General features: G+C 72.2%; 18 protein-coding genes. 11 read left to right on the top strand and 7 right to left on the bottom strand.

Annotated elements, in window-relative coordinates; genetic code table 11:
* Positions 1–102: 102 nt before the first annotated feature.
* The 3 genes from AB0J02_RS24015 to AB0J02_RS24005 all read right to left on the bottom strand — a co-directional run bounded on the left by AB0J02_RS24015 (position 103) and on the right by AB0J02_RS24005 (position 2,115).
* Positions 103–708 (bottom strand): hypothetical protein, encoded by a 606-nt coding sequence (locus AB0J02_RS24015; RefSeq protein ID WP_363195796.1) that lies wholly within the window; start codon positions 706–708, stop codon positions 103–105.
* Between the two features lie 97 nt (positions 709–805).
* Positions 806–1,630 (bottom strand): MOSC N-terminal beta barrel domain-containing protein, encoded by an 825-nt coding sequence (locus tag AB0J02_RS24010; protein WP_363195795.1) that lies wholly within the window; start codon positions 1,628–1,630, stop codon positions 806–808.
* Positions 1,631–1,692: 62 nt separating this feature from the next.
* On the bottom strand, positions 1,693–2,115 hold the full coding sequence (locus AB0J02_RS24005; protein WP_363195794.1) for a DUF6643 family protein: 423 nt from the start codon (positions 2,113–2,115) through the stop codon (positions 1,693–1,695).
* Positions 2,116–2,376: 261 nt separating this feature from the next.
* Between AB0J02_RS24005 and AB0J02_RS24000 the strand changes: the two genes are divergently transcribed.
* Complete coding sequence (locus AB0J02_RS24000) at positions 2,377–3,636, top strand: TerD family protein (RefSeq protein ID WP_363195793.1); 1,260 nt, start codon at positions 2,377–2,379, stop codon at positions 3,634–3,636.
* Positions 3,637–3,654: 18 nt separating this feature from the next.
* Here the strand turns inward: AB0J02_RS24000 and AB0J02_RS23995 are convergent, their stop codons facing one another.
* Positions 3,655–4,830 carry a glycosyltransferase gene (locus tag AB0J02_RS23995; protein WP_363195792.1) on the bottom strand — a complete coding sequence of 392 codons (1,176 nt, stop codon included), beginning with the start codon at positions 4,828–4,830 and terminating at the stop codon, positions 3,655–3,657.
* 58 nt (positions 4,831–4,888) lie between these two features.
* On the opposite strand from AB0J02_RS23995, the gene AB0J02_RS23990 reads away from it, so the two are divergent.
* Positions 4,889–5,674 (top strand): aspartate/glutamate racemase family protein, encoded by a 786-nt coding sequence (locus AB0J02_RS23990; protein WP_363195791.1) that lies wholly within the window; start codon positions 4,889–4,891, stop codon positions 5,672–5,674.
* Positions 5,675–5,750: 76 nt separating this feature from the next.
* Positions 5,751–6,314 (top strand): hypothetical protein, encoded by a 564-nt coding sequence (locus tag AB0J02_RS23985; protein ID WP_363195790.1) that lies wholly within the window; start codon positions 5,751–5,753, stop codon positions 6,312–6,314.
* 12 nt (positions 6,315–6,326) lie between these two features.
* Here AB0J02_RS23985 and AB0J02_RS23980 read toward each other — a convergent pair whose 3' ends face one another.
* A complete protein-coding gene (locus AB0J02_RS23980) occupies positions 6,327–7,403 on the bottom strand; it encodes an O-antigen ligase family protein (RefSeq protein ID WP_363195789.1) in 1,077 nt (358 codons plus the stop codon).
* 254 nt (positions 7,404–7,657) lie between these two features.
* Here AB0J02_RS23980 and lnt point away from each other — a divergent pair, with 254 nt between their 5' ends.
* The 4 genes from lnt to AB0J02_RS23960 are packed head-to-tail and all read left to right on the top strand — an operon-like array spanning position 7,658 to position 12,590.
* Complete coding sequence (gene lnt, locus AB0J02_RS23975; RefSeq protein ID WP_363195788.1) at positions 7,658–9,268, top strand: apolipoprotein N-acyltransferase; 1,611 nt, start codon at positions 7,658–7,660, stop codon at positions 9,266–9,268.
* A gap of 39 nt (positions 9,269–9,307) precedes the next feature.
* The gene (locus AB0J02_RS23970; RefSeq protein ID WP_363195787.1) at positions 9,308–9,787 is read left to right on the top strand and encodes an NUDIX domain-containing protein; all 480 of its coding nucleotides are present in this window, start codon (positions 9,308–9,310) and stop codon (positions 9,785–9,787) included.
* A 55-nt stretch (positions 9,788–9,842) separates the two neighbouring features.
* Entirely contained in the window at positions 9,843–10,631 is a 789-nt protein-coding gene (locus AB0J02_RS23965) for a 3-hydroxybutyrate dehydrogenase (RefSeq protein ID WP_363195786.1), read from the top strand.
* 21 nt (positions 10,632–10,652) lie between these two features.
* The gene (locus AB0J02_RS23960; protein ID WP_363195785.1) at positions 10,653–12,590 is read left to right on the top strand and encodes a helix-turn-helix domain-containing protein; all 1,938 of its coding nucleotides are present in this window, start codon (positions 10,653–10,655) and stop codon (positions 12,588–12,590) included.
* Positions 12,591–12,632: 42 nt separating this feature from the next.
* Here AB0J02_RS23960 and AB0J02_RS23955 read toward each other — a convergent pair whose 3' ends face one another.
* Both AB0J02_RS23955 and AB0J02_RS23950 read right to left on the bottom strand, forming a co-directional pair.
* Positions 12,633–14,021, bottom strand: coding sequence for an MFS transporter (locus tag AB0J02_RS23955; protein WP_363195784.1), 1,389 nt, complete (start codon positions 14,019–14,021; stop codon positions 12,633–12,635).
* 139 nt (positions 14,022–14,160) lie between these two features.
* On the bottom strand, positions 14,161–15,063 hold the full coding sequence (locus AB0J02_RS23950) for an MBL fold metallo-hydrolase (protein WP_363195783.1): 903 nt from the start codon (positions 15,061–15,063) through the stop codon (positions 14,161–14,163).
* A 185-nt stretch (positions 15,064–15,248) separates the two neighbouring features.
* Here AB0J02_RS23950 and AB0J02_RS23945 point away from each other — a divergent pair, with 185 nt between their 5' ends.
* From AB0J02_RS23945 to AB0J02_RS23930, 4 genes are all read left to right on the top strand, one after another.
* Complete coding sequence (locus AB0J02_RS23945; RefSeq protein WP_363195782.1) at positions 15,249–15,458, top strand: hypothetical protein; 210 nt, start codon at positions 15,249–15,251, stop codon at positions 15,456–15,458.
* Positions 15,445–16,851 carry an amidase gene (locus AB0J02_RS23940; protein WP_363195781.1) on the top strand — a complete coding sequence of 469 codons (1,407 nt, stop codon included), beginning with the start codon at positions 15,445–15,447 and terminating at the stop codon, positions 16,849–16,851. The genes AB0J02_RS23945 and AB0J02_RS23940 overlap by 14 nt, the downstream gene beginning before the upstream one ends.
* Before the next feature lie 118 nt (positions 16,852–16,969).
* On the top strand, positions 16,970–17,521 hold the full coding sequence (locus AB0J02_RS23935) for a TetR/AcrR family transcriptional regulator (protein ID WP_363195872.1): 552 nt from the start codon (positions 16,970–16,972) through the stop codon (positions 17,519–17,521).
* Positions 17,522–17,852: 331 nt separating this feature from the next.
* Entirely contained in the window at positions 17,853–18,665 is an 813-nt protein-coding gene (locus AB0J02_RS23930; protein ID WP_363195780.1) for an endo alpha-1,4 polygalactosaminidase, read from the top strand.
* Positions 18,666–18,673 lie beyond the last annotated feature (8 nt).

Genomic DNA, 18,673 nt, shown 5'->3' with positions numbered 1-18,673 from the left:
CGTACGCGGGTCGTGTGCACGCCCTGCCCGGCGCTCTTCCTGCGAAAGGTGGGTCCACCGTAGCGTGCGTGGAGCACGGCAGTTGACCGTGGCCGAACCCCGTCAGCTGCCCGTGCCGGTCCTGCCCCAGTCGGGACCGGTGATGTCCCAGGCGCGGTCCCAGCGCGCGTACCGACGGCGGACCATGCGCCATACGACGAGGCGGCGGGCGCCCTCGACCAGCCCGGTCATGGCGGCGGCCGCGCCGAACCCGGCGAGCACCGCGTGCGTGGTGGCCGTCGCCCGGTCGAGCGGGCGGCCCACGACGTGGCCGTGGCGGTCGGTCCAGAGCGGGAACGTGTCGCCCGTGTGCGGGGCCTTGAGCGCGGCGACGACGCGGTCACGGTGCGCCGAGCCGTCCGGCGCCCGCCAGGTCGCGACGACCCGGCTGTGCGCGTCCCGCGCGGTCGACGTCTCCGGATCGGGGTCGAGCGGCGGCTGCGCCACCTTCTTGACCACCGTCGCCGTGACCTTGTGGCGCCGGTCGTGCTGCTCCTGCACCGAGCGGTACAGGGCGTCACGGGACAAGGAGCCCGCGACGGCGCCGACGGCCGGTGCGGCGACGACCATGAGGATCAGCGCGACCAGTGCGACCCAGGCTTCCGCCAGGTCGGTCCCGCGGCGCAGCGCATTGCGGCGCCAGCGCCAGAGCCCGGTGATCGCTCGCACGGACTGCACCCCCTTCCGCTCCCGTCGTGGCCTCGCACGGCAGCCCATTGTCTCTCAACGAGCATGCCGGGCCGCCGGGTTCCCCACCGGGTGACGGTTATGCGAGCACGGTGACCGGATCGCCCACCCGCACGGAGCCGTGCGACTCGGGCACCAGATTGGTCCCGAAACAGAGCTGGTCACCGAAGCGGCGATGCCGGGCGAGGGTGCGCAGCGGCTCCTTGCCGCGCTCCGCCGTCTCCTGGTTCGTGGTCGTGACCACACAGCGGCCGCACTTCTTGGCGACACGGAAGGTGACCTCGCCGATCGCGATCCGCGACCAGTCGTCCTCCGCCCAGGGCGCGGTCCCGGAGACGACCACACTCGGCCGGAAACGGTCCATCGGAAGCGGGCCCTCGTCGGCATGATCGCCCTGTGCGATCAGGGAGTTGAGGGCGTCGAGCGACGAGAGGGTGGTCACCAGCAGTGGATACCCGTCGGCAAAGCTGACCGTCTCGCCCGGTTCGGCGTACTCCGGGTCGATGGGGCGCCTGGTCGCCGGGTCGTCCAGGTACAGCACCCGTATGTCGCTCTCCAGGTATGCGCTCCACCACGCGTGGGCCGCCGGATCGGCGAGCACCGCTTCGACCTTGTCCTTCCAGACCTCGATCGTGGTGGTGGCGCGGGGCTCGGGCACCTCGACCGTCAGCGGGTCCATGCCGGGTGCGGACACCCGGACGCCGCCCCCGGGCAACTGCTCGGCGGCGGCCAACGCCAGACGCGGATGCGGGCGTTGCGTGACGATCTTGTTCGCGCTGTCCACCAGCACCCAGCGGCGGTCGCCCGCGAGCCCCCACGGTTCCACGACCGCCTCACGCGGAGCGTGCCCCCGAACCGCCTTCAGCGGGTGGACATGGATCGAACTGAGCACGGGTTGCGACATGGGGCCATCCTGCCAGCAGGCACCGACAGCCCCCTGTGCGGGCGAGACGAATCCGTCGTCGTTCAGTACCCGCGGTATTGCTGGCGGTTGTACGGATCCTCGTACGGCGCCGGGGCGGGCCGGGGCGCGGCCGGACGCATCGCCTCGTAGCCGGTACCGGGGGCCGGGCGCTGCGGCTGGGCCTGCGGTGCCTGGTAGCCGCGCGGAGCGGCGGCCTGCTGCGGGATGTACGCGGTCGGGGCCGCCTGCATCGGGGCGTGCTGCTGGGGCGCGTAGCCGTACTGCGGCGACGGCGCGGAGGGAAGAGCGGGCAGGGCCGCCGGCAGGGCGGGCAGATGACTGCCGGTGTCGTACGCGGAGGGAACCCGGATCGGGGCGATCTGGGGAGTGCCCCGCTCTGCGACGAGGGAGTCGTAGATCGGAGTGTCCGGGAAGGACGGCGCGGAGTAGTAACCGCCGCCATAGGTGGAGCGGGGGGAGGTCATGGCACATAAGTTAAGCCCACGATGTGGTCGTTGGGGTAGACCGATAAGAGGGTTCTTTTGCGTGTCGGCAGTGACGGCGTGTCCCCAATGCGAGCGAACTTGGGAAAATCGGTCGTCTCGCGGCGTAGAAATCGTGTAAAGGCCGCGTTCCTGAAGGGTTACCAAGGGTTGGCCAGCGATCTTCGAACGTGCCTCTGGGGTCCTTTGCGGGCCGGGGAATAGGTTGACGGCGGAACCCGGAGTTGAGCGTTGGGGGCAGACATGACAATGGCCAAGGGATCGAATGTCGCGGTGCCGGCTCCCGCGGTGCGCGTCGAATTGGGATGGCGTTCAGGTCCCGGTGTGCCCGACGCGGACGCGTCGGCGCTCCTCCTCGCCGCCGGAAAGGTGCGTTCCGACGCGGACTTCGTGTTCTACAACCAGCCCGCGCACGCCTCCGGCGCGGTGCGGCACGACGGCAAGAGCACCGCGGGCGGTGCCGTGACGGACACACTCTCCGTCGATCTCGCGCGCGTGGAACCGGCCATCGAGCGGGTGGTCCTCGCCGCGTCCGCGGACGGCGGCACGTTCGGCCAGGTGACAGGGTTGTACATCCGGGTCGTCGACGCGGTGGGAGGCGCCGAGATCGCGCGTTTCGACAGCACCGACGCCACCGTGGAGACCGCGTTCGTACTGGGCGAGCTGTACCGGCGCCAGGGCGCCTGGAAGTTCCGCGCGGTCGGCCAGGGCTACGGCAGCGGACTCGAAGGGCTCGCCACGGACTACGGGATCAGCGTCGACGAGCCGCAGCACGCGACCGCCGCGCCTCCGGTGCCGTCGGCAGCTCCGGTGGGCCCGCCGATCGCGGCGACGCCACCCGCGCCCGCGTCCGCACCCGAACCCGTACGGCTCACCAAGATCACGCTCACCAAGTCGGCGCCCACCGTCTCCCTGGCGAAACAGGGCGGCACGTCGGGCACGATGCGGGTCAACCTCAACTGGGAGATGCGCAAGCAGTTCAGCGGCTGGGGGAGCAAGCTCGGCCGGGCGACCGCGATGCACCGCGACCTCGATCTCGACCTGTGCGCCCTCTTCGAACTCGCCGACGGACGCAAGGGAGTCGTACAGGCCCTGGGCAACGCCTTCGGTTCGCTGTACCAGCCCCCGTACATCCACCTCGACGGCGACGACCGCAACGGGACCGTCTCCACCGGTGAGAACCTCGGCATCAACCTCGACCACAAGAACGACTTCCGCCGCATCCTGATCTTCGTGACCATCTACGAAGGCGCCCGCAGCTTCGCCGACCTGCACGCGACCGTGACGCTGCAGCCGTTGAACGGGGCGCCCATCGACTTCTCCCTGGACGAGTGCACGGTGCCCTCCACGGTGTGCGCGCTCGCCCTCATCACCAACGACGGCGGCGATCTGACCGTCCAGCGAGAAGCCCGCTATCTCGTCCCCGACCGAGGCGTCAGCCCGCAGCGCACCGTGGACCAGGTCTACGGATGGGGCATGAACTGGACCCCGGGCCGCAAGTAGCTCTCCGTAGCGCCGAATTCACCGCCCTTCGGGTGCGGCGTCGGGACGGGCGTAGGTACGCCCCTTCCATGCCGCGCCGCGCCCCCTGTAGTGCTGCACCGCGGAATCCACGGTCATGAGGAGGTACAGGAACGCGGTGAAAGGCAGCAGAGGGGCCAGCCACAGAGGCTGCCGGTAGTAGCGCAGCATCGGAAGGTACGTCCCTGTCATGACGGCCCACGCGAGCGCGCCGAGCAGCACGGCCGGCCCGCTGTGGGTGGCCGGCCCGACGCACACGGCGGCGGGCGGCACCAGATAGACGAGCGCGAGGCCGAGCACGGTGCCGAGCAGCACCACGGGGTTGTGCCGCAGTTGCGCGTACGCGCTGCGCGACACCATGCGCCACAGATCGGCCAGCCGCGGATAGGGCCGCACGCTGTCGACGTGCTCGGCGAGGCCCAGCCAGATGTGGCCCCCCGAACGCTTCACGGCCCGCGCGAGCGACACGTCGTCGATCACCGCCTGCCGGATGGCGTCCGGGATACGCGCCCGCTCCGCCGCCGACGTGCGCAGCAGAACGCAGCCGCCGGCCGCGGCGGCCGTACGCGAGCCCTTCTTGGCGATGCGCCGGAACGGATAGAGCTGCGCGAAGAAGTAGACGAACGCGGGCACGACGAGCCGCTCCCACAGACTCACCACCCGCAGCCGGGCCATCTGCGACACCAGGTCGAAGCCGCCCGCGCGGGCCGCCGCCACCAACTCCCGCAGGCTGTCCGGCTCATGGGCGATGTCCGCGTCGGTCAGCAGCAGGAACTCCGGGCCACGCGCGCGTGCCAGGCCGATGCCGTGCCGCACCGCCCACAACTTCCCCGTCCAGCCCGGGGGCGGTTCGCCGGGGGAGTCGACCGTCAGCGGCAGCCCGCCGTGCCGTGCTGCCAGAGCCCGGGCCACCTCGCCCGTGCCGTCGGAACTGCCGTCGTCCACGAGGAAGATCTCCGCCCGCCCGGGATAGTCCTGCGCGAGCAGCGACGGCAGGCTGTCCGGCAGGACCTCCGCCTCGTCCCGGGCCGGCACCACGACGCACACATCCGGCCACGCACCGGGCTCCGCGCGGGGCGGCAGCCGCAGGTCCGTGCGCCAGAAGAACCCCTGGCAGAGCAGCATCCACAGCCATGCGGCGAGCGAGGCCGCGGTGATCCACGCAACGACGTCCATCCGCCGCAGTCTGCCCCACCGGCACGGCCCTGTCGGGCCCATCGTCTATGGTTTCCGGGTGAAGATCGCGCTGATGGACTCGGGAATCGGACTGCTCGCGGCCGCCGCCGCGGTACGGAACCTGCGGCCCGACGCCGACCTCGTGCTCTCCTCCGACCCTGACAGCATGCCGTGGGGTCCGCGTACCCCCGAGGACGTCACGCGGCGGGCGCTCGCCGTCTGTGAGGCCGCCGCCGCGCACCGGCCGGACGCGCTGATCATCGCCTGCAACACCGCGTCCGTGCACGCCCTGCCGGCCGTGCGCGCCCGGCTCGAACCGGCGATCCCCGTCATCGGCACCGTCCCCGCGATCAAGCCGGCCGCGTCGGGCGGCGGCCCCCTCGCCATCTGGGCCACGCCCGCCACCACCGGCAGCCCCTACCAGCGGGGACTGATCCGTGACTTCGCGGCCGGCGCCGAGGTCACCGAGGTGCCGTGCCCCGGCCTCGCCGACGCGGTGCAATGGGCCGACGAGGAGGGCATCGACCGGGCCGTCGCGGCCGCCGCCGCCCTCACCCCGCCCGGCGTGCGGGCGATCGTCCTGGGCTGCACCCACTACGAGCTGGTCGCGGAGCGCATCCGCGCCGCGGTGCAGCGGCCCGGCGCCGCCCCCCTCGTGCTGCACGGCAGCGCGGGGGCCGTCGCCGCGCAGGCCCTGCGCCGCATCGGCGAGCGGCCCCCGGCCGTGCCGGGCGCCCGCGGCTCACTCACCGTGATCCTCAGCGGCCGCACGGAGTCGCTGCCGCAGGCCGCACTCACGTACGCCGAGGGCCGTTCACTGCAGGCCGTCAGCCGCGTCGGCTGAGGGGGACCCCCGATCCGGAGCAGTTACGCTCCGCAAGCCAGTGCCTTCGCCCCGGAACATGAGTACGCTCGTGTGCATGAGGAAACCCGCCGCCGACGAACACCCCGGGCGACGCTCTTCCGCCCACGCGAGCGACATCTGGACCGGTCGCGCGCACAACCGCGTGCAGTGGCTCCTGGCCCTGGGCGGCTTCGCCTGCCTGGCGCTCGGCATCGAGCTCGCCGTGGACAACTCGTGGGCGACCGGTATCGCCGCTCTGGCCATGTCCGTGGTCGGCCTCATCGCCGTCGGACTGCTCATCCTGTTCGGCACCCTCGCCTTCCTCCACGTCGCCGTGAAGGTCGACAAGGACCACCTCGAAGTGCGCTGCGGCCACGTCGGACTGCCGCGCCGCCGCATCCCTCTCGCCCATGTCGTCGACGCGGCCTTCGCGCCGCGCGTCACGCCCCGGCAGTGGGGCGGCTGGGGCTACCGCTGGCGCCCCGAGATCGGCACGGCCGTCGTGGTGCGACGCGGCGAGGGCCTGGTGCTGATCCTCGGTGACGGCCGCAAGTTCACGGTGACGGTGGACGACGCGGAGAGCGCCGTGCGGCACATTCGTGACCGCCTCAAGCCGACCCCGGCCGGCCCCGTCCTCTGAACTCCTCGCACGCTATTCGCGGCCGTCCCGGACACCTGCCGGGGCGGCCGCGTCGTGCGGTGGGCCGTCCGTGAGCGGTTCCGCGGTGGCGATGCCCGCGAGCAGGCCCAGGCCCACGGTCACCGTCGTGAAGCTGAGCGCGTTGCCGAGCGACGCCAGCGCGGCCACCGCCGTCAGCGCCCCGCCCGCGGCCAGGACCACCTGGGTGGAGCGGGCCGAGCGCCACAGTGCGTACAGCAGCCAGCAGTACGCCGCCGCCAGCAGAGCCGCGCCGACGGCGCCCTGCTCGGCGGCCACCTGAAGGACCGCGGAATGCGGTTTGCCGCCGGACAAGGGGGAGTGCGCCAGCGTGGGGCTGAGCTCCTCGAAGCGGCCGGGTCCGACACCGAGCGCGGGGTCGGATTCCGCCAGGTGCCAGGCATCGCGCCACAGAAGAACGCGGTGCGCGGTGAGCCGGCCCTCCAGCGCGGCGGCCGTCCCGGACGGCAGCACGCTCCCGGCGAGGGCCACGCCGACGGCGGCCACCGCGGCCGTCGCCAGGCCGAGACCCGCGAGGGCGACCGCCCTGCGGCGCGTGCCCGCCGCCACGAGCGAGTACAGGACGATGCCCGCGCAGACGGCGCCCCCCGTTCCGGAACCGATGGCGAGGGCCACGACGACCGTCCCGGCCGCGCCTGCGTGCAACGCGATGCGCAGCCGGCGCTGCCGTGCCGACCACGCCGCGCAGCACAGCGCGCCCGCCGACAGGGCGAGCAGCGCGGCCGTGGCACCGGCCCGCCCGAGCGGCGCCATGGTGTCCGGGGCCGGGCCGCCCTGCGGTGCGACCGCGGCCAGCCACAGCCCGCCGCCGCCCGCCGCGACGGAGGCGGCCACCGGGACGAGCGCCCCGCTGATCCGGCCGCACGCATAACCCGCGGCGACGGCGAGCACCGCGAGCAGCACTCCTTCGGGCCGGCCCGCCCGCGCGGCCGCCGTGATCATGGACCACACGGCACAGCCGCCCAGGACGGTGAGGCCCGCCGCGTCGGTGACCCGATGCCGACGGGCCGCGTCCGGCCCGGTCTCCGCCGACCACCCCGTGCTTCCCACCGTCGCCCCCCGGCCGTGACGGGCCCCGGACGCATTGGCCGGATCCGGCGGTACGTCAGGGACTCGGGCACACGGTAACGGCTGGTGCGGCCCTTTGTGCCGGAGTTGCGCAGGAACGTTTCGCAGGCGTCCGGGTGCGGGAGCGGCGGGACGGGCGGCCGACCGGACGCCGTCGTCCGGCGTCCTCGGTGCGGCCTCGTGGACCGGGCCGACCGCCATGTCCCGCCGACAGTGACGCGCCGTACACTCCCCGGGTGACCGCCACCGCACCTCCCGTCGCCCCGCCGGACGAGCCCGCAGAGCAGCCCGCTCGCCCTTCCTACCTGCGACGGCTCGTGCCCGTCGGCCTGGCGGTGCTCGCCGGGCTCTTGCTGTACGTGAGCTTCCCGCCGCGTGAACTGCCGTGGCTGGCGCCGCTGTCGTTCGGGCTCTTCGGAGCCGCCGTGTACGGGCGGCGGCTGCGCGCGGGCTTCGGTCTCGGACTCGTCTTCGGCCTGGCCTACCTGGTCCCGCTGCTGTCGTGGACGGGCGTCGACGTCGGCCCCCTGCCGTGGCTGGCGCTCGCCGTCGCCGAGGCGCTGGTGCTGTCGCTCGCGGGCCTCGGCATCGCGTACGTGTCGCGGCTTCCGCTGTGGCCACTGTGGGCGAGCGGTGTCTGGATCGCGGACGAGGCGCTGCGCGCCCGCTTCCCGTTCGGCGGTTTTCCCTGGGGGAAGGTCGCGTTCGGACAGCCCAGCGGCGTCTTCCTGCCGCTCGCCTCACTGGGCGGCACCCCGCTGCTCGGGTTCGCCGTGGTGCTGTGCGGGTTCGGGCTCGCCGCGCTCGCCCTGCGCGTCATCGGCCTGCGCCGCTCGGGCGACAGCGCCGTACGAGTGCTGCGCGACCGTACGGCCGTCACCGCCGCCGTCCTCACCGTCGCGCCCGTCGTCGCCGGAGCCGCGGTCATGCCCTTCGTGTCGAACGCGGCGCAGGCCGGCACCGCGCGCGTGGCGCTCATCCAGGGCAACGTGCCGCGCATGGGCCTCGACTTCAACGCCCAGCGGCGGGCCGTCCTCGACTACCACGTACGCGAGACCATGAAGCTCGCGGCGAAGATCAAGTCGGGTGAGGTCAAGCGGCCCGACCTCGTCCTGTGGCCGGAGAACTCCTCGGACATCGACCCGTACGTCAATCAGGACGCGTACGACGAGATCACCGAGGCCGCGCAGGCCGTCGGGGCGCCGATCTCGGTGGGCGCCGTCGTCACCGCCAAGGACGGATCCGAGCGCAACCGGCTGATCCTGTGGGACCCCAAGAAGGGCCCCGGCGCGGTCTACGACAAGCGGCACCTGCAGCCGTTCGGCGAGTACATGCCGTACCGCAGCTTCTTCCGGATCTTCAGCAAGGATGTCGACCGCGCCGGGGAGTTCGTGCCCGGCAAGAAGGCCGTCGCCTTCGACATGGCGGGCACGAAGATCGGCAACGTGACCTGTTACGAGGCCGCCTTCGACGACGTCGTCCGCGACCAGGTCCGCGAAGGCGCCCAGATCCTCTCCGTGCCGAGCAACAACGCCACGTTCGAGCGCAGCCAGATGACCTACCAGCAGCTCGCCATGGACCGGGTGCGCGCCGTCGAGCACGGCCGTGCCGTGATGGTCCCGGTCACGAGCGGCATCAGCGCCGTGATCCGGCCCGACGGATCCATCGCCCAGCACACCGGCATGTTCGAAGCCGACACGCTCCTCGCCGACGTCCCCAAGCGCACCTCCCAGACGCTTGCCACGCGCGCGGGTGTCTGGCCCGAGGCGCTGCTCGTGGCGATCGGCGTCGGCGGTCTGGCGTGGGCGGTCGTGGGCTCCCGCCGGGGACGGCGCACGGCGGACTGAGCCGCCGGTCCGAAGGACCGTACGTATAGGGTCGACGGCATGGCGACTCCAGACTTCATCCGGGCGATCCGGGCCAGTGCCGGCCATCAACTGCTGTATCTGCCGGGCGTCACCGCCGTCGTCTTCGACGACGCGGGGCGGGTGCTCCTCGGGCGGCGCAGCGACACCGGTCAGTGGGCGGTGCCCGCGGGGATCGCCGAGCCGGGCGAGCAGCCCGCGGATGTCGCGACCCGCGAGGTGTTCGAGGAGACGGGCGTCGAGTGCGTCGCCGATCGCGTCGTCCTCGTCCAGGCCCTCGAACCCATCACCTACCCCAACGGCGACAAGTGCCAGTTCATGGACACGACGTTCCGCTGCCGGGCCACGGGCGGAGAGGCCCGCGTGAACGACGACGAATCCCTCGAAGTGGCCTGGTTCGCCCTCGACGCACTGCCGCGGCTCAGCGAGCACGCCCTCTTCCGCATCAAGCAGGCACAGTCCGAGGGACCGACATGGTTCGAGACCATGAGCGAGCGCTGAAGTATGGGTGCCGGCCACATCGGGGGGCGTCGCCGGGCTGCCTAGGGTGCGGAGCATGACCCCGCACCCCCCTCCTGCCGCACTCCACGCCGCACCGCTCGACCTCGGCGGACGTACCGCACTCGTCACCGGTGCCGCCGGCGGCATCGGCCGGGCCTGCGCCCTGCGGCTCGCCGCCGCCGGCGCCAAGGTGAGAGCGGTGGACCGGGACCGCGAGGGCCTGGCGGAGCTGGCGGAGCAGACCGACGGCGTCGAACCGTACGTCCTCGACCTCACCGACCTCGATGCCGCCGAGGCCGCCGCGGCCGGCGCCGACGTCCTCGTGAACAACGCGGGCATCCAACTGGTGCGCCCCATCGAGGAGTTCCCGCCCGAGGTGTTCCACACCGTCCTGACGGTGATGCTGGAGGCCCCGTTCCGGCTGATCAGGGGAGCGCTGCCGCACATGTACGGGCAGGGCTGGGGCCGTATCGTCAACGTGTCGTCGGTGCACGGCCTGCGCGCCTCCCCGTTCAAGTCCGCGTACGTCGCCGCGAAGCACGGCCTCGAAGGCCTGTCGAAGACGGCGGCGCTGGAAGGAGCCCCGCACGGCGTCACCTCCAACTGCGTCAACCCCGCCTACGTGCGCACGCCGCTCGTCGAGAAGCAGATCGCCGACCAGGCCACCGCGCACGGCATCCCCGAGGAACAGGTGGTGAGCGAGGTGCTGCTGCGGGACAGCGCGCTGAAGCGGCTCATCGAACCGGACGAGGTCGCCGAGGCGGTGGCGTATCTGTGCACCCCGCAGGCGTCCTTCATGACCGGTACGTCGCTGTCCCTCGACGGAGGCTGGACCGCTCACTGAGCGCGGGTGATCCTGTTGAGCATGGAGCAGCACCCACCGCACTCAGCCGCCGCCTCCGCCCCGGTGACCACGGGCGACGCGCAGGCCCCGTATCTGGCACTGCTGGCCAGGGGCGCCTCCGCCGACGCGTACGAACAGCCCGTACTGGTCGCGCGCGCCGACGGGGCGACGTCCGCGCGGGTGGCGGCACTGGAGGACGCCAAGCGCCTCGCGCTGCGCGTGCGGGACGAGATGGAGGGCAGGCGGCGCCGCGAGGCCGAACTGTCCGCACTCTTCGAGACCGCCCACGACCTGGCGGGGCTGCGCGACCTCGACGCGGTCCTGCAGGCCATCGTGCAGCGGGCCAGATCGCTGCTCGGCACCGACGTGGCGTATCTGACGCTGAACGACCCGCCGCGCGGCGACACCTACATGCGGGTGACCGAGGGCTCCGTCGCGGCCCGCTTCCAACAGCTGCGCCTCGGGATGGGGGAGGGGCTGGGCGGACTCGTCGCGCAGACCGCCCGGCCGTACGTCACCGCGAACTACGGGCAGGACGTGCGCTTCCAGCACACCCGCACCATCGACGCGGGGGTCCAGGACGAGGGCCTCGTCGCCATCCTCGGAGTGCCGCTCATGCTGGGGCCGCACGTGATCGGCGTGCTGTTCGCCGCGGACCGGCGCGCGCGGGTCTTCGAGCGCGAACAGATCGCGCTGCTCGGTTCGTTCGCGGCGCTCGCCGCGGCGGCCATCGACACCGCGAACCTGCTCACCGAGACCCGTGAGGCACTCGGCGAACTGGAGCGGGCCAACGAGATCATCCGGGACCGCAGCGGCGTCATCGAGCGGGCCTCCGACGTCCATGACCGGCTCGCCGAGCTGGTGCTGCGCGGCGGCGGCGTGCACGACGTGGCGGCCGCGGTCTCGCAAGTGCTCGACGGCACCGTGGAGTTCACCGACGCGGACACCGCGCCGGGTGAGGCCGTCGAGGGCTCCCGCACCGAGGGGCACGCCGTGCGCCGCGGCGACGACTGGGTCGCGGCGGTCGCCGCCGGCGGTGAGCTCCTGGGCGCCCTGGTGCTGCGCGGCCACCCGGGCCTCGACCCCGTCGACCAGCGCACCCTGGAGCGCGCCGCCATGGTCACGTCGCTGCTGCTGCTCGCCCGGCGCTCCGCCTCCGAGGCCGAACAGCGCGTCCGGGGCGAGCTGTTGGACGACCTGCTCGACGCCCGCGACCACGATCCGCGTCTGCTGCGGGAGAGAGCCGCGCGGCTCCACGCCGACCTGGACGCCACCCACGTCGTGCTCGCGGCACGCCTGGAGGCGTCCGGCGCCGACGCCGAGCAGGAGGCCGCCACGCGCCGCCGCCTGTGGTCGGCGGCGAACCACCTCGCGGCGACCCGGCACGGACTGGCCGCGGCACGCGACGGCGGCACCGTCCTGCTGCTGCCGCTGCGCTCCGGGACCACGGCCTCCGCCGTCGCGGCGCACGTGGCCAAGCGGCTGTCCGCGGCGATCCACGAGACGGTCACCGTGGGCGCCTCCGCCCCCGTCGCACACCTGGCCGCCCGGACCGACACCGCCGCCGTCGCCTACGCCGAGGCGCGCCGCTGCCTGGATTCGCTGCGTCTTCTCGGCCGGGCGGGCGAGGGCGCGGCCGCCGAGGACTTCGGGTTCCTGGGGCTGCTGCTCGCCGACAGCCGGGACATCAGCGGGTTCGTCGCCCGCACCATCGGTGAGGTCGTCACGTACGACGAGCGCAGAGGAACCGATCTGGTGCGCACGCTCGACGCCTACTTCGCGTCCGGCATGAGTCCGGCCCGCACGAAGGAAGCCCTGCACGTCCATGTGAACACCGTCGCCCAGCGCCTGGAGCGGATCGGCCGGCTGCTCGGCCCCGACTGGCAGTCGCCCGCGCGCTCGCTGGAGATACAACTCGCCCTGCGGCTGCACCGGTTGGCGGGCCCGGACATGCGGTGACCCCGTACGCGCGGGGCGTACGGGGCCGGTGTACCGGGCCCGTCAGACGCTGTGGACGTCGGCGCGGCGGTCGGCCGTGGCCGCGCTCGCGGTGTCCGCCGTCTCGACGTCGGCGAGGTCGCGGTGGCGGGTCTCCTTCGCGACACCTACCGCGAGCAGCGTCAGGAGCGCGGCCGCGATCACGTACAGGGAGATCGGCGTGGAGCTGTCGTAGTCCGCGAGCAGCGCCGTCGCGATGAGCGGCGCGGGCGCGCCCGCCGCGACCGAGGCGAACTGGGCGCCGATCGAGGCCCCCGAGTACCGCATCCGGGTCGCGAACATCTCGGAGAAGAAGGCGGCCTGCGGCGCGTACATGGCGCCGTGCAGCACCAGTCCGACGGTGACGGCGAGGATCAGGTTGCCGAAAGTCGCCGTGTCGACGAGGGAGAAGAACGGGAACATCCACAGGCCGACGCCGGCCGCGCCCAGCAGATACACCGGGCGGCGTCCGATCCGGTCGGACAGGGCGCCCCAGGCCGGGATGACGGCGAAGTGCACGGCGGACGCGATGAGCACGGCGTTCAGCGCGGTCTGTTTGGAGACGCCGGCCGAGGTCGTGGCGTACACGAGGATGAAGGCGGTGATGACGTAGTAGCTGATGTTCTCGGCCATACGGGCTCCGATGGCGACGAGGACATCGCGCCAGTGGTGCCGCAGGACCGCGACGAGCGGCATCTTCTCGACCGTCACGCCCTCCTCGGCCTTGCGGGCCTCGGCCCGGGCCAACGCCTCCTTGAAGACCGGCGATTCATCGACAGAGAGACGAATCCACAGACCGACCATCACGAGCACACCGGAGAGCAGGAACGGTATGCGCCAGCCCCAGGAGGTGAACTGCGCGTCCGAGATCAGGGCCGTGAGGGCCGAGAGCACGCCGGTCGCGAGGAGCTGCCCGGCGGGAGCGCCGGTCTGGGGCCACGACGCCCAGAAACCGCGGCGTGCGGCGTCCCCGTGCTCGGACACCAGCAGCACCGCGCCGCCCCACTCGCCGCCGAGGGCGAAACCCTGGACGAGACGCAGCACGGTCAGCAGCACCGGCGCGGCCGCGCCGACCGTGGCGTAGGTGGGCAGCAGGCCGATCGCGAAGGTGGCGCCGCCCATCATGAGCAGGCTGAGCACCAGGAGCTTCTTGCGGCCGAGGCGGTCGCCGTAGTGGCCGAAGACGAGCGCGCCGAGCGGCCGGGCGGCGAACCCGACGGCGTACGTCAGGAAGGACAGCAGGGTGCCGACGAGCGGGTCGGACCCGGGGAAGAACAGCTTGTTGAACACGAGCGCGGCGGCGGAGCCGTACAGGAAGAAGTCGTACCACTCGATGGTGGTGCCGATGAGGCTCGCCGCGACAATGCGCTTGAGGCTGGCCGGTGTTGGCGGAGCGGTTGCTGCGGAGGCCATGTGCACCACTTCCAGGCGGGGAGGGGGACGTCTGCGTGCTGCCACAAGGTAGGAAGACGCAGGTCAGTGGCACATGTGGTGGGGCACCATACTTTTGGCCCGGGGTGTGGTTGCGCCCGTGCGGCGCCCGCCCGCCGGCTCACATGCCGTAGGGAAGGAAGCGGTAGGCGTCCCCGTCGGTGACCACATGGCCCGCTGTCGGGGCGGGGAAGTGGCTGCCCAGCACGAGGGTGTCGGTGCCGGCCAGCGAGGCGAGCAGCGCGCGCCGGGTGGCGGTGGCCTGCTCCGGGTCGATGTCCACGCAACTGCCCAGCGCGTCGTCCGCCAGCTGGACCGGGTGATGGACGCAGTCGCCGGTGACCAGGGCGGTGGCGCCCCGGCTGTCGATCCGGACGGCCACCTGGCCCGGGGTGTGCCCGGGCGTGGGGAGCAAGGTCAGGCCGGGGGCGACCGTCGTACCCTCCGCGGAGACGTCGACGACGTCGAGCAGGCCCGCGTCGCGGATCGGGTGGATGGAGTCGCGGAACATCTGGGTGCGGGGCTCGTCCAGCTCCGTGGTGCTCCAGAAGTCCCATTCCGTCCGGGTGGTGAGGTAGCGGGCGTTGGGGAAGGTGGGGACCCAACTCCCGCCCTCGGCGCGGGTGTTCCAGCCGACGTGATCGGTGTGGAGGTGGGTGAGGAGGACGAGATCCACCGATTCCGGAGTGAAGCCGATGGCGGCGAGCCGGGTCAGGTAGTCGGTGTCCAGGTCGTGCCAGGCGGGGTTGGCCCGGGTCTTGGCGTTGCCGATACCGGTGTCGATGAGTACCCGCATGCCGTCGACGGTCAGGGCGAAGCTGTGGCTGGCCAGTCGCAGGACGTTGGTCTCGTCGGCGAAGTCCGGCTTCAGCCAAGGGAGTTGGGACACGACTTCGGGGGTGGCGCCGGGCAGCAGCCACGGGCCGGTCTGCGGGGGCAGTGCGATCTCGTCGATCCGTCGGACGGTGATGTCGCCGACGGTCCAGGCCGCGGCGGACGGGAGGCGGGTGGCGGAAGCGTGCATGGGTGATGCCCTTCTGTGTGGGGCGGGGCGGAACCACGGTTGTGTCGTCATGTGCGCCCCATCGCCTTAATGCAATGCGTTTGCTTTAAGTGACGGTAGGTCCTATGGTCGCCTAAAGCAAACTGTTAGCGTTTGCGTGCCGGGGGACCACCGTCTCCACCCGGCACAGCTACAGAGAGGGATCCGTGAACACCGCCGAACTCACCCCGCACGAGGCCGCCCGCTGGGCGGGCCGGGCAGGGCTGCCCCTGCCGGAGGCCCGTCATGCCGACGTCGCCGTCACCGCCGATCACATCCGGGCCGTCGTCGCCACCCTGCGCGAGCTGGACTTCCAGGACACGCCGCCCGCCGCCGTCTACGACGTCACCGGTGAGGACCGCCATGGAACCGTATGAGCTGACGCTCTCCGCAGCGGCCGAGGCCATCCGCACCGGGGAACTGTCGCCGGTCGACCTCACCGACTCCGTCCTGGCCCGCGTCGAACAGGTCGACCCGCACGTGCGGGCCTACGTCACGGTCGTCGCCGACGGTGCCCGGCAAGAGGCCAAGGAGGCCGAGCGTGAAATCTCCGCCACCGGACCGCGGGGCCCGCTCCACGGCATCCCGATGGCGCTGAAGGACCTGATCGACGTCGAGGGGCTGCCCACGACGGCCAGTTCCAAGGTCAGGGACGGACACCGGGCGTCCGCCGACAGCGCGGTCGCCGCACGCCTGTCGCAGGCCGGCGCCGTCCTCCTCGGCAAGACCCACACGCACGAGTTCGCCTACGGTCTGACGACACCGCAGACGCGCAACGCCTGGGATCAGGGACGTGTGGCGGGCGGCTCCAGCGGCGGATCGGCCGTCGCCGTCGCGACCGGATCGGCCACGTTCGCCCTCGGCACCGACACCGGCGGTTCCATCCGGGTCCCCTCCGCGCTGAACGGCGTCGTCGGCCTCAAGCCCACCTACGGCCTCGTTCCCCGCAGCGGAGTCACGTCCCTGTCCTGGTCCCTCGACCACGTCGGGACCGTCACCCGCAGCGTCCAGGACGCCGCGACGGTACTGGAAGCGCTCGCCGGCCCCGACCCCCGCGACCCCGCGAGCCTGCCCCGGACGGCCTCGGCCCGATACACGCCCGGCGCCGAGGGCGACCTGAGTGGCATGCGCATCGGCGTGCCGCGCAACTACTACTTCGATCAGGTGGAACCGGACGTCGAGGAAGCGATCCGCGGCGCGATCGACGCCCTGCGTGACCTCGGTGCCGAACTCGTCGACGTCGAGATCCCCATGACGCGCTACATCCAGGCGATCCAGTGGGGGCTGATGGTGCCCGAGGCGAGCGCCTACCACGAACAGACGCTGCGTACGACGCCCGAACTGTACGCGGGTGACGTGCGCATCCTGCTGGAGGCCGGCGAACTGGCCCTGGCGGGCGACTACTTGCGGGCCCAGCGCGCCCGGACCCTGATGCGCGACCGCTGGCTGGAACTCTTCGCGCACGTCGACATCATCGCTGCCCCGTCCGTGCCGGCGCCCGCGGCGCCCTCCGGGCAGGAGAGCATCCGATGGACGGACGGGAGCCTGGAGGCCGTCTCCGACGCGTACGTCCGACTGTCCGCACCCGCCAACATCACCGGAATCCCGGCGCTCACCGTTCCGGCGGGCCGCGACCGGGCGGGCTTGCCGATCGGCATGCAGCTCCTCGGCAGGCCGCTCGGCGAGGCCGACGTGCTGCGCGTCGGAGCCGCACACGAGCAGGTCGCCTCCTTCGGGCGCGGGCGGATCGCGCCCGCCGTCGCCGCATGACCTGGCCCCGGGGGCCTCACCCCGTGGCCCCCGGTCGCGGTCGACGGGAGCCGGAAGACCCGCCCCTCTCCTAGATGCAATATATTCGCGTTAAGGTGGTGTGGTGAGTCCGAAGCCCATGGCCCGCCCCGGCGGGCGCAGCGCACGAGTACAGCAGTCCGTCCACGACGCGGTACGGCAACTCCTGGAGGAGGTCGGCCGGGACGGGCTGGCCGTTCCCCTCGTCGCCACCCGCGCGGGCGTCACTCCCTCCACCATCTACCGACGGTGGGGAGACCTCCAGGAACTCCTGTCGGACGTCGCCGTCGAACACCTGCGTCCGGAGAACCCGCCCGCCGACCTGGGCGGTCTGCGGGAAGACCTCGACGCCTGGGCCGAGCAGTTCCTCGAAGAGATGGCCTCGCCCCCCGGGCGGGCCTACATCCGCGACGCCCTGCTGGGTGACGCCGAGGGGACCAACGCCGGCCAGTGCTCGGCCTATGCCGCGGACCAGATCGACACGATCCTGAGCAGGGCGGCACAGCGCGGCGAACACCTGCCGGACACCGAGCGCGTCATGGACCGGGTGGTGGCCCCGATCATGTACCGCATCCTCTTCCGGCCGACCCGGCTGACTGCCGAGTACGCGCACACCCTGGTCGGCGAGGCACTGGAGAACGCGACGGAGTGACGCGCTCCCGCGTGGCAGGGCCGGAGGGGCGTGTGCCTGCAGGAACGCGCAGGTCAGTGGCACATGTTGTGGGGCGCCATACGGTTGGTGCGGAGTGGGACGCTCCGGTCGGCGAACAGGTGTGATCCCGCGCTCTGTTGACACGGGAAGAACTGATCGCTTTACTCCTCGAAACGCCGTACCGAGCACTCTGAGCAGGGCTCGCGGCGTCAGAGGTACGCCTAGCCGGTAAACGCCAGGGCCACACGGCCTCGCAAGCCCGGACACAGTCGCCAGGGTCACTCCAGGGCCCGAGGCGGGGACGTACCCTCCATCACACTGGAGCTCGACAGTGAGCATCGATCGTGCCCGTACCCGCCGCATCTCCGTCGCGGGCGTGGCCCTCACGGCAACGCTGGTCGCCCCTCTCCTCACGGCGTCCCCCGCGTCCGCGGCCGTCACCCTCCCCCCGGCCCACGCCGGTTTCGACTACCAGATCGGCGGCGCGTACACCCCGCCCGCCGGGGTGTCCGTGGTGAGCCGTGACCGCGGGGCATCGCCGGCCCCCGGCCTGTACAACATCTGTTATGTCAACGCCTTCCAGGTGCAGCCCGACGAGCTGGACTCGTGGGACGCGGACCTCCTGCTGCGCGACTCCGCGGGCGACGTCATCATCGACGAGGAGTGGAACGAGGCCATCCTCGACGTCAGCACGGCAGCCAAGCGCACACGGATCGCGGCCAAGGTGAACGGCTGGATCGACGGCTGCGCGTCCAAGGGCTTCCAGGCCGTCGAGCCCGACAACTACGACAGTTACTCCCGCAGCCAGGGCAAGTTCGGCACCTCCGCGGCCATGGCGTACATCACCGAGCTGTCCGCCCACGCGCACTCCAAGGGCCTGGCGATCGCCCAGAAGAACACCGCCGACCTCGCCGAGTACCGCTCCACCACGGGCCTCGACTTCGCCATCGCGGAGGAGTGCGGGGAGTGGAACGAGTGCGACTCCTTCACCGACCACTTCGGTGACGACGTGATCGTCATCGAGTACACCGCCAAGGGCCTCAAGACCGCCTGCGACGGCTGGAAGGACGAACTCTCCATCGTCCGCCGGGACATGGACGTCTCTCCGGCCGGCAGCAGCGGCTACCTGCGCCAGACCTGCTGACCCGCCAC

Source organism: Streptomyces sp. NPDC050264, from assembly GCF_040655895.1.
Lineage (GTDB): Bacteria > Actinomycetota > Actinomycetes > Streptomycetales > Streptomycetaceae > Streptomyces.
This window is presented reverse-complemented; position numbering and strand designations above follow the sequence as displayed.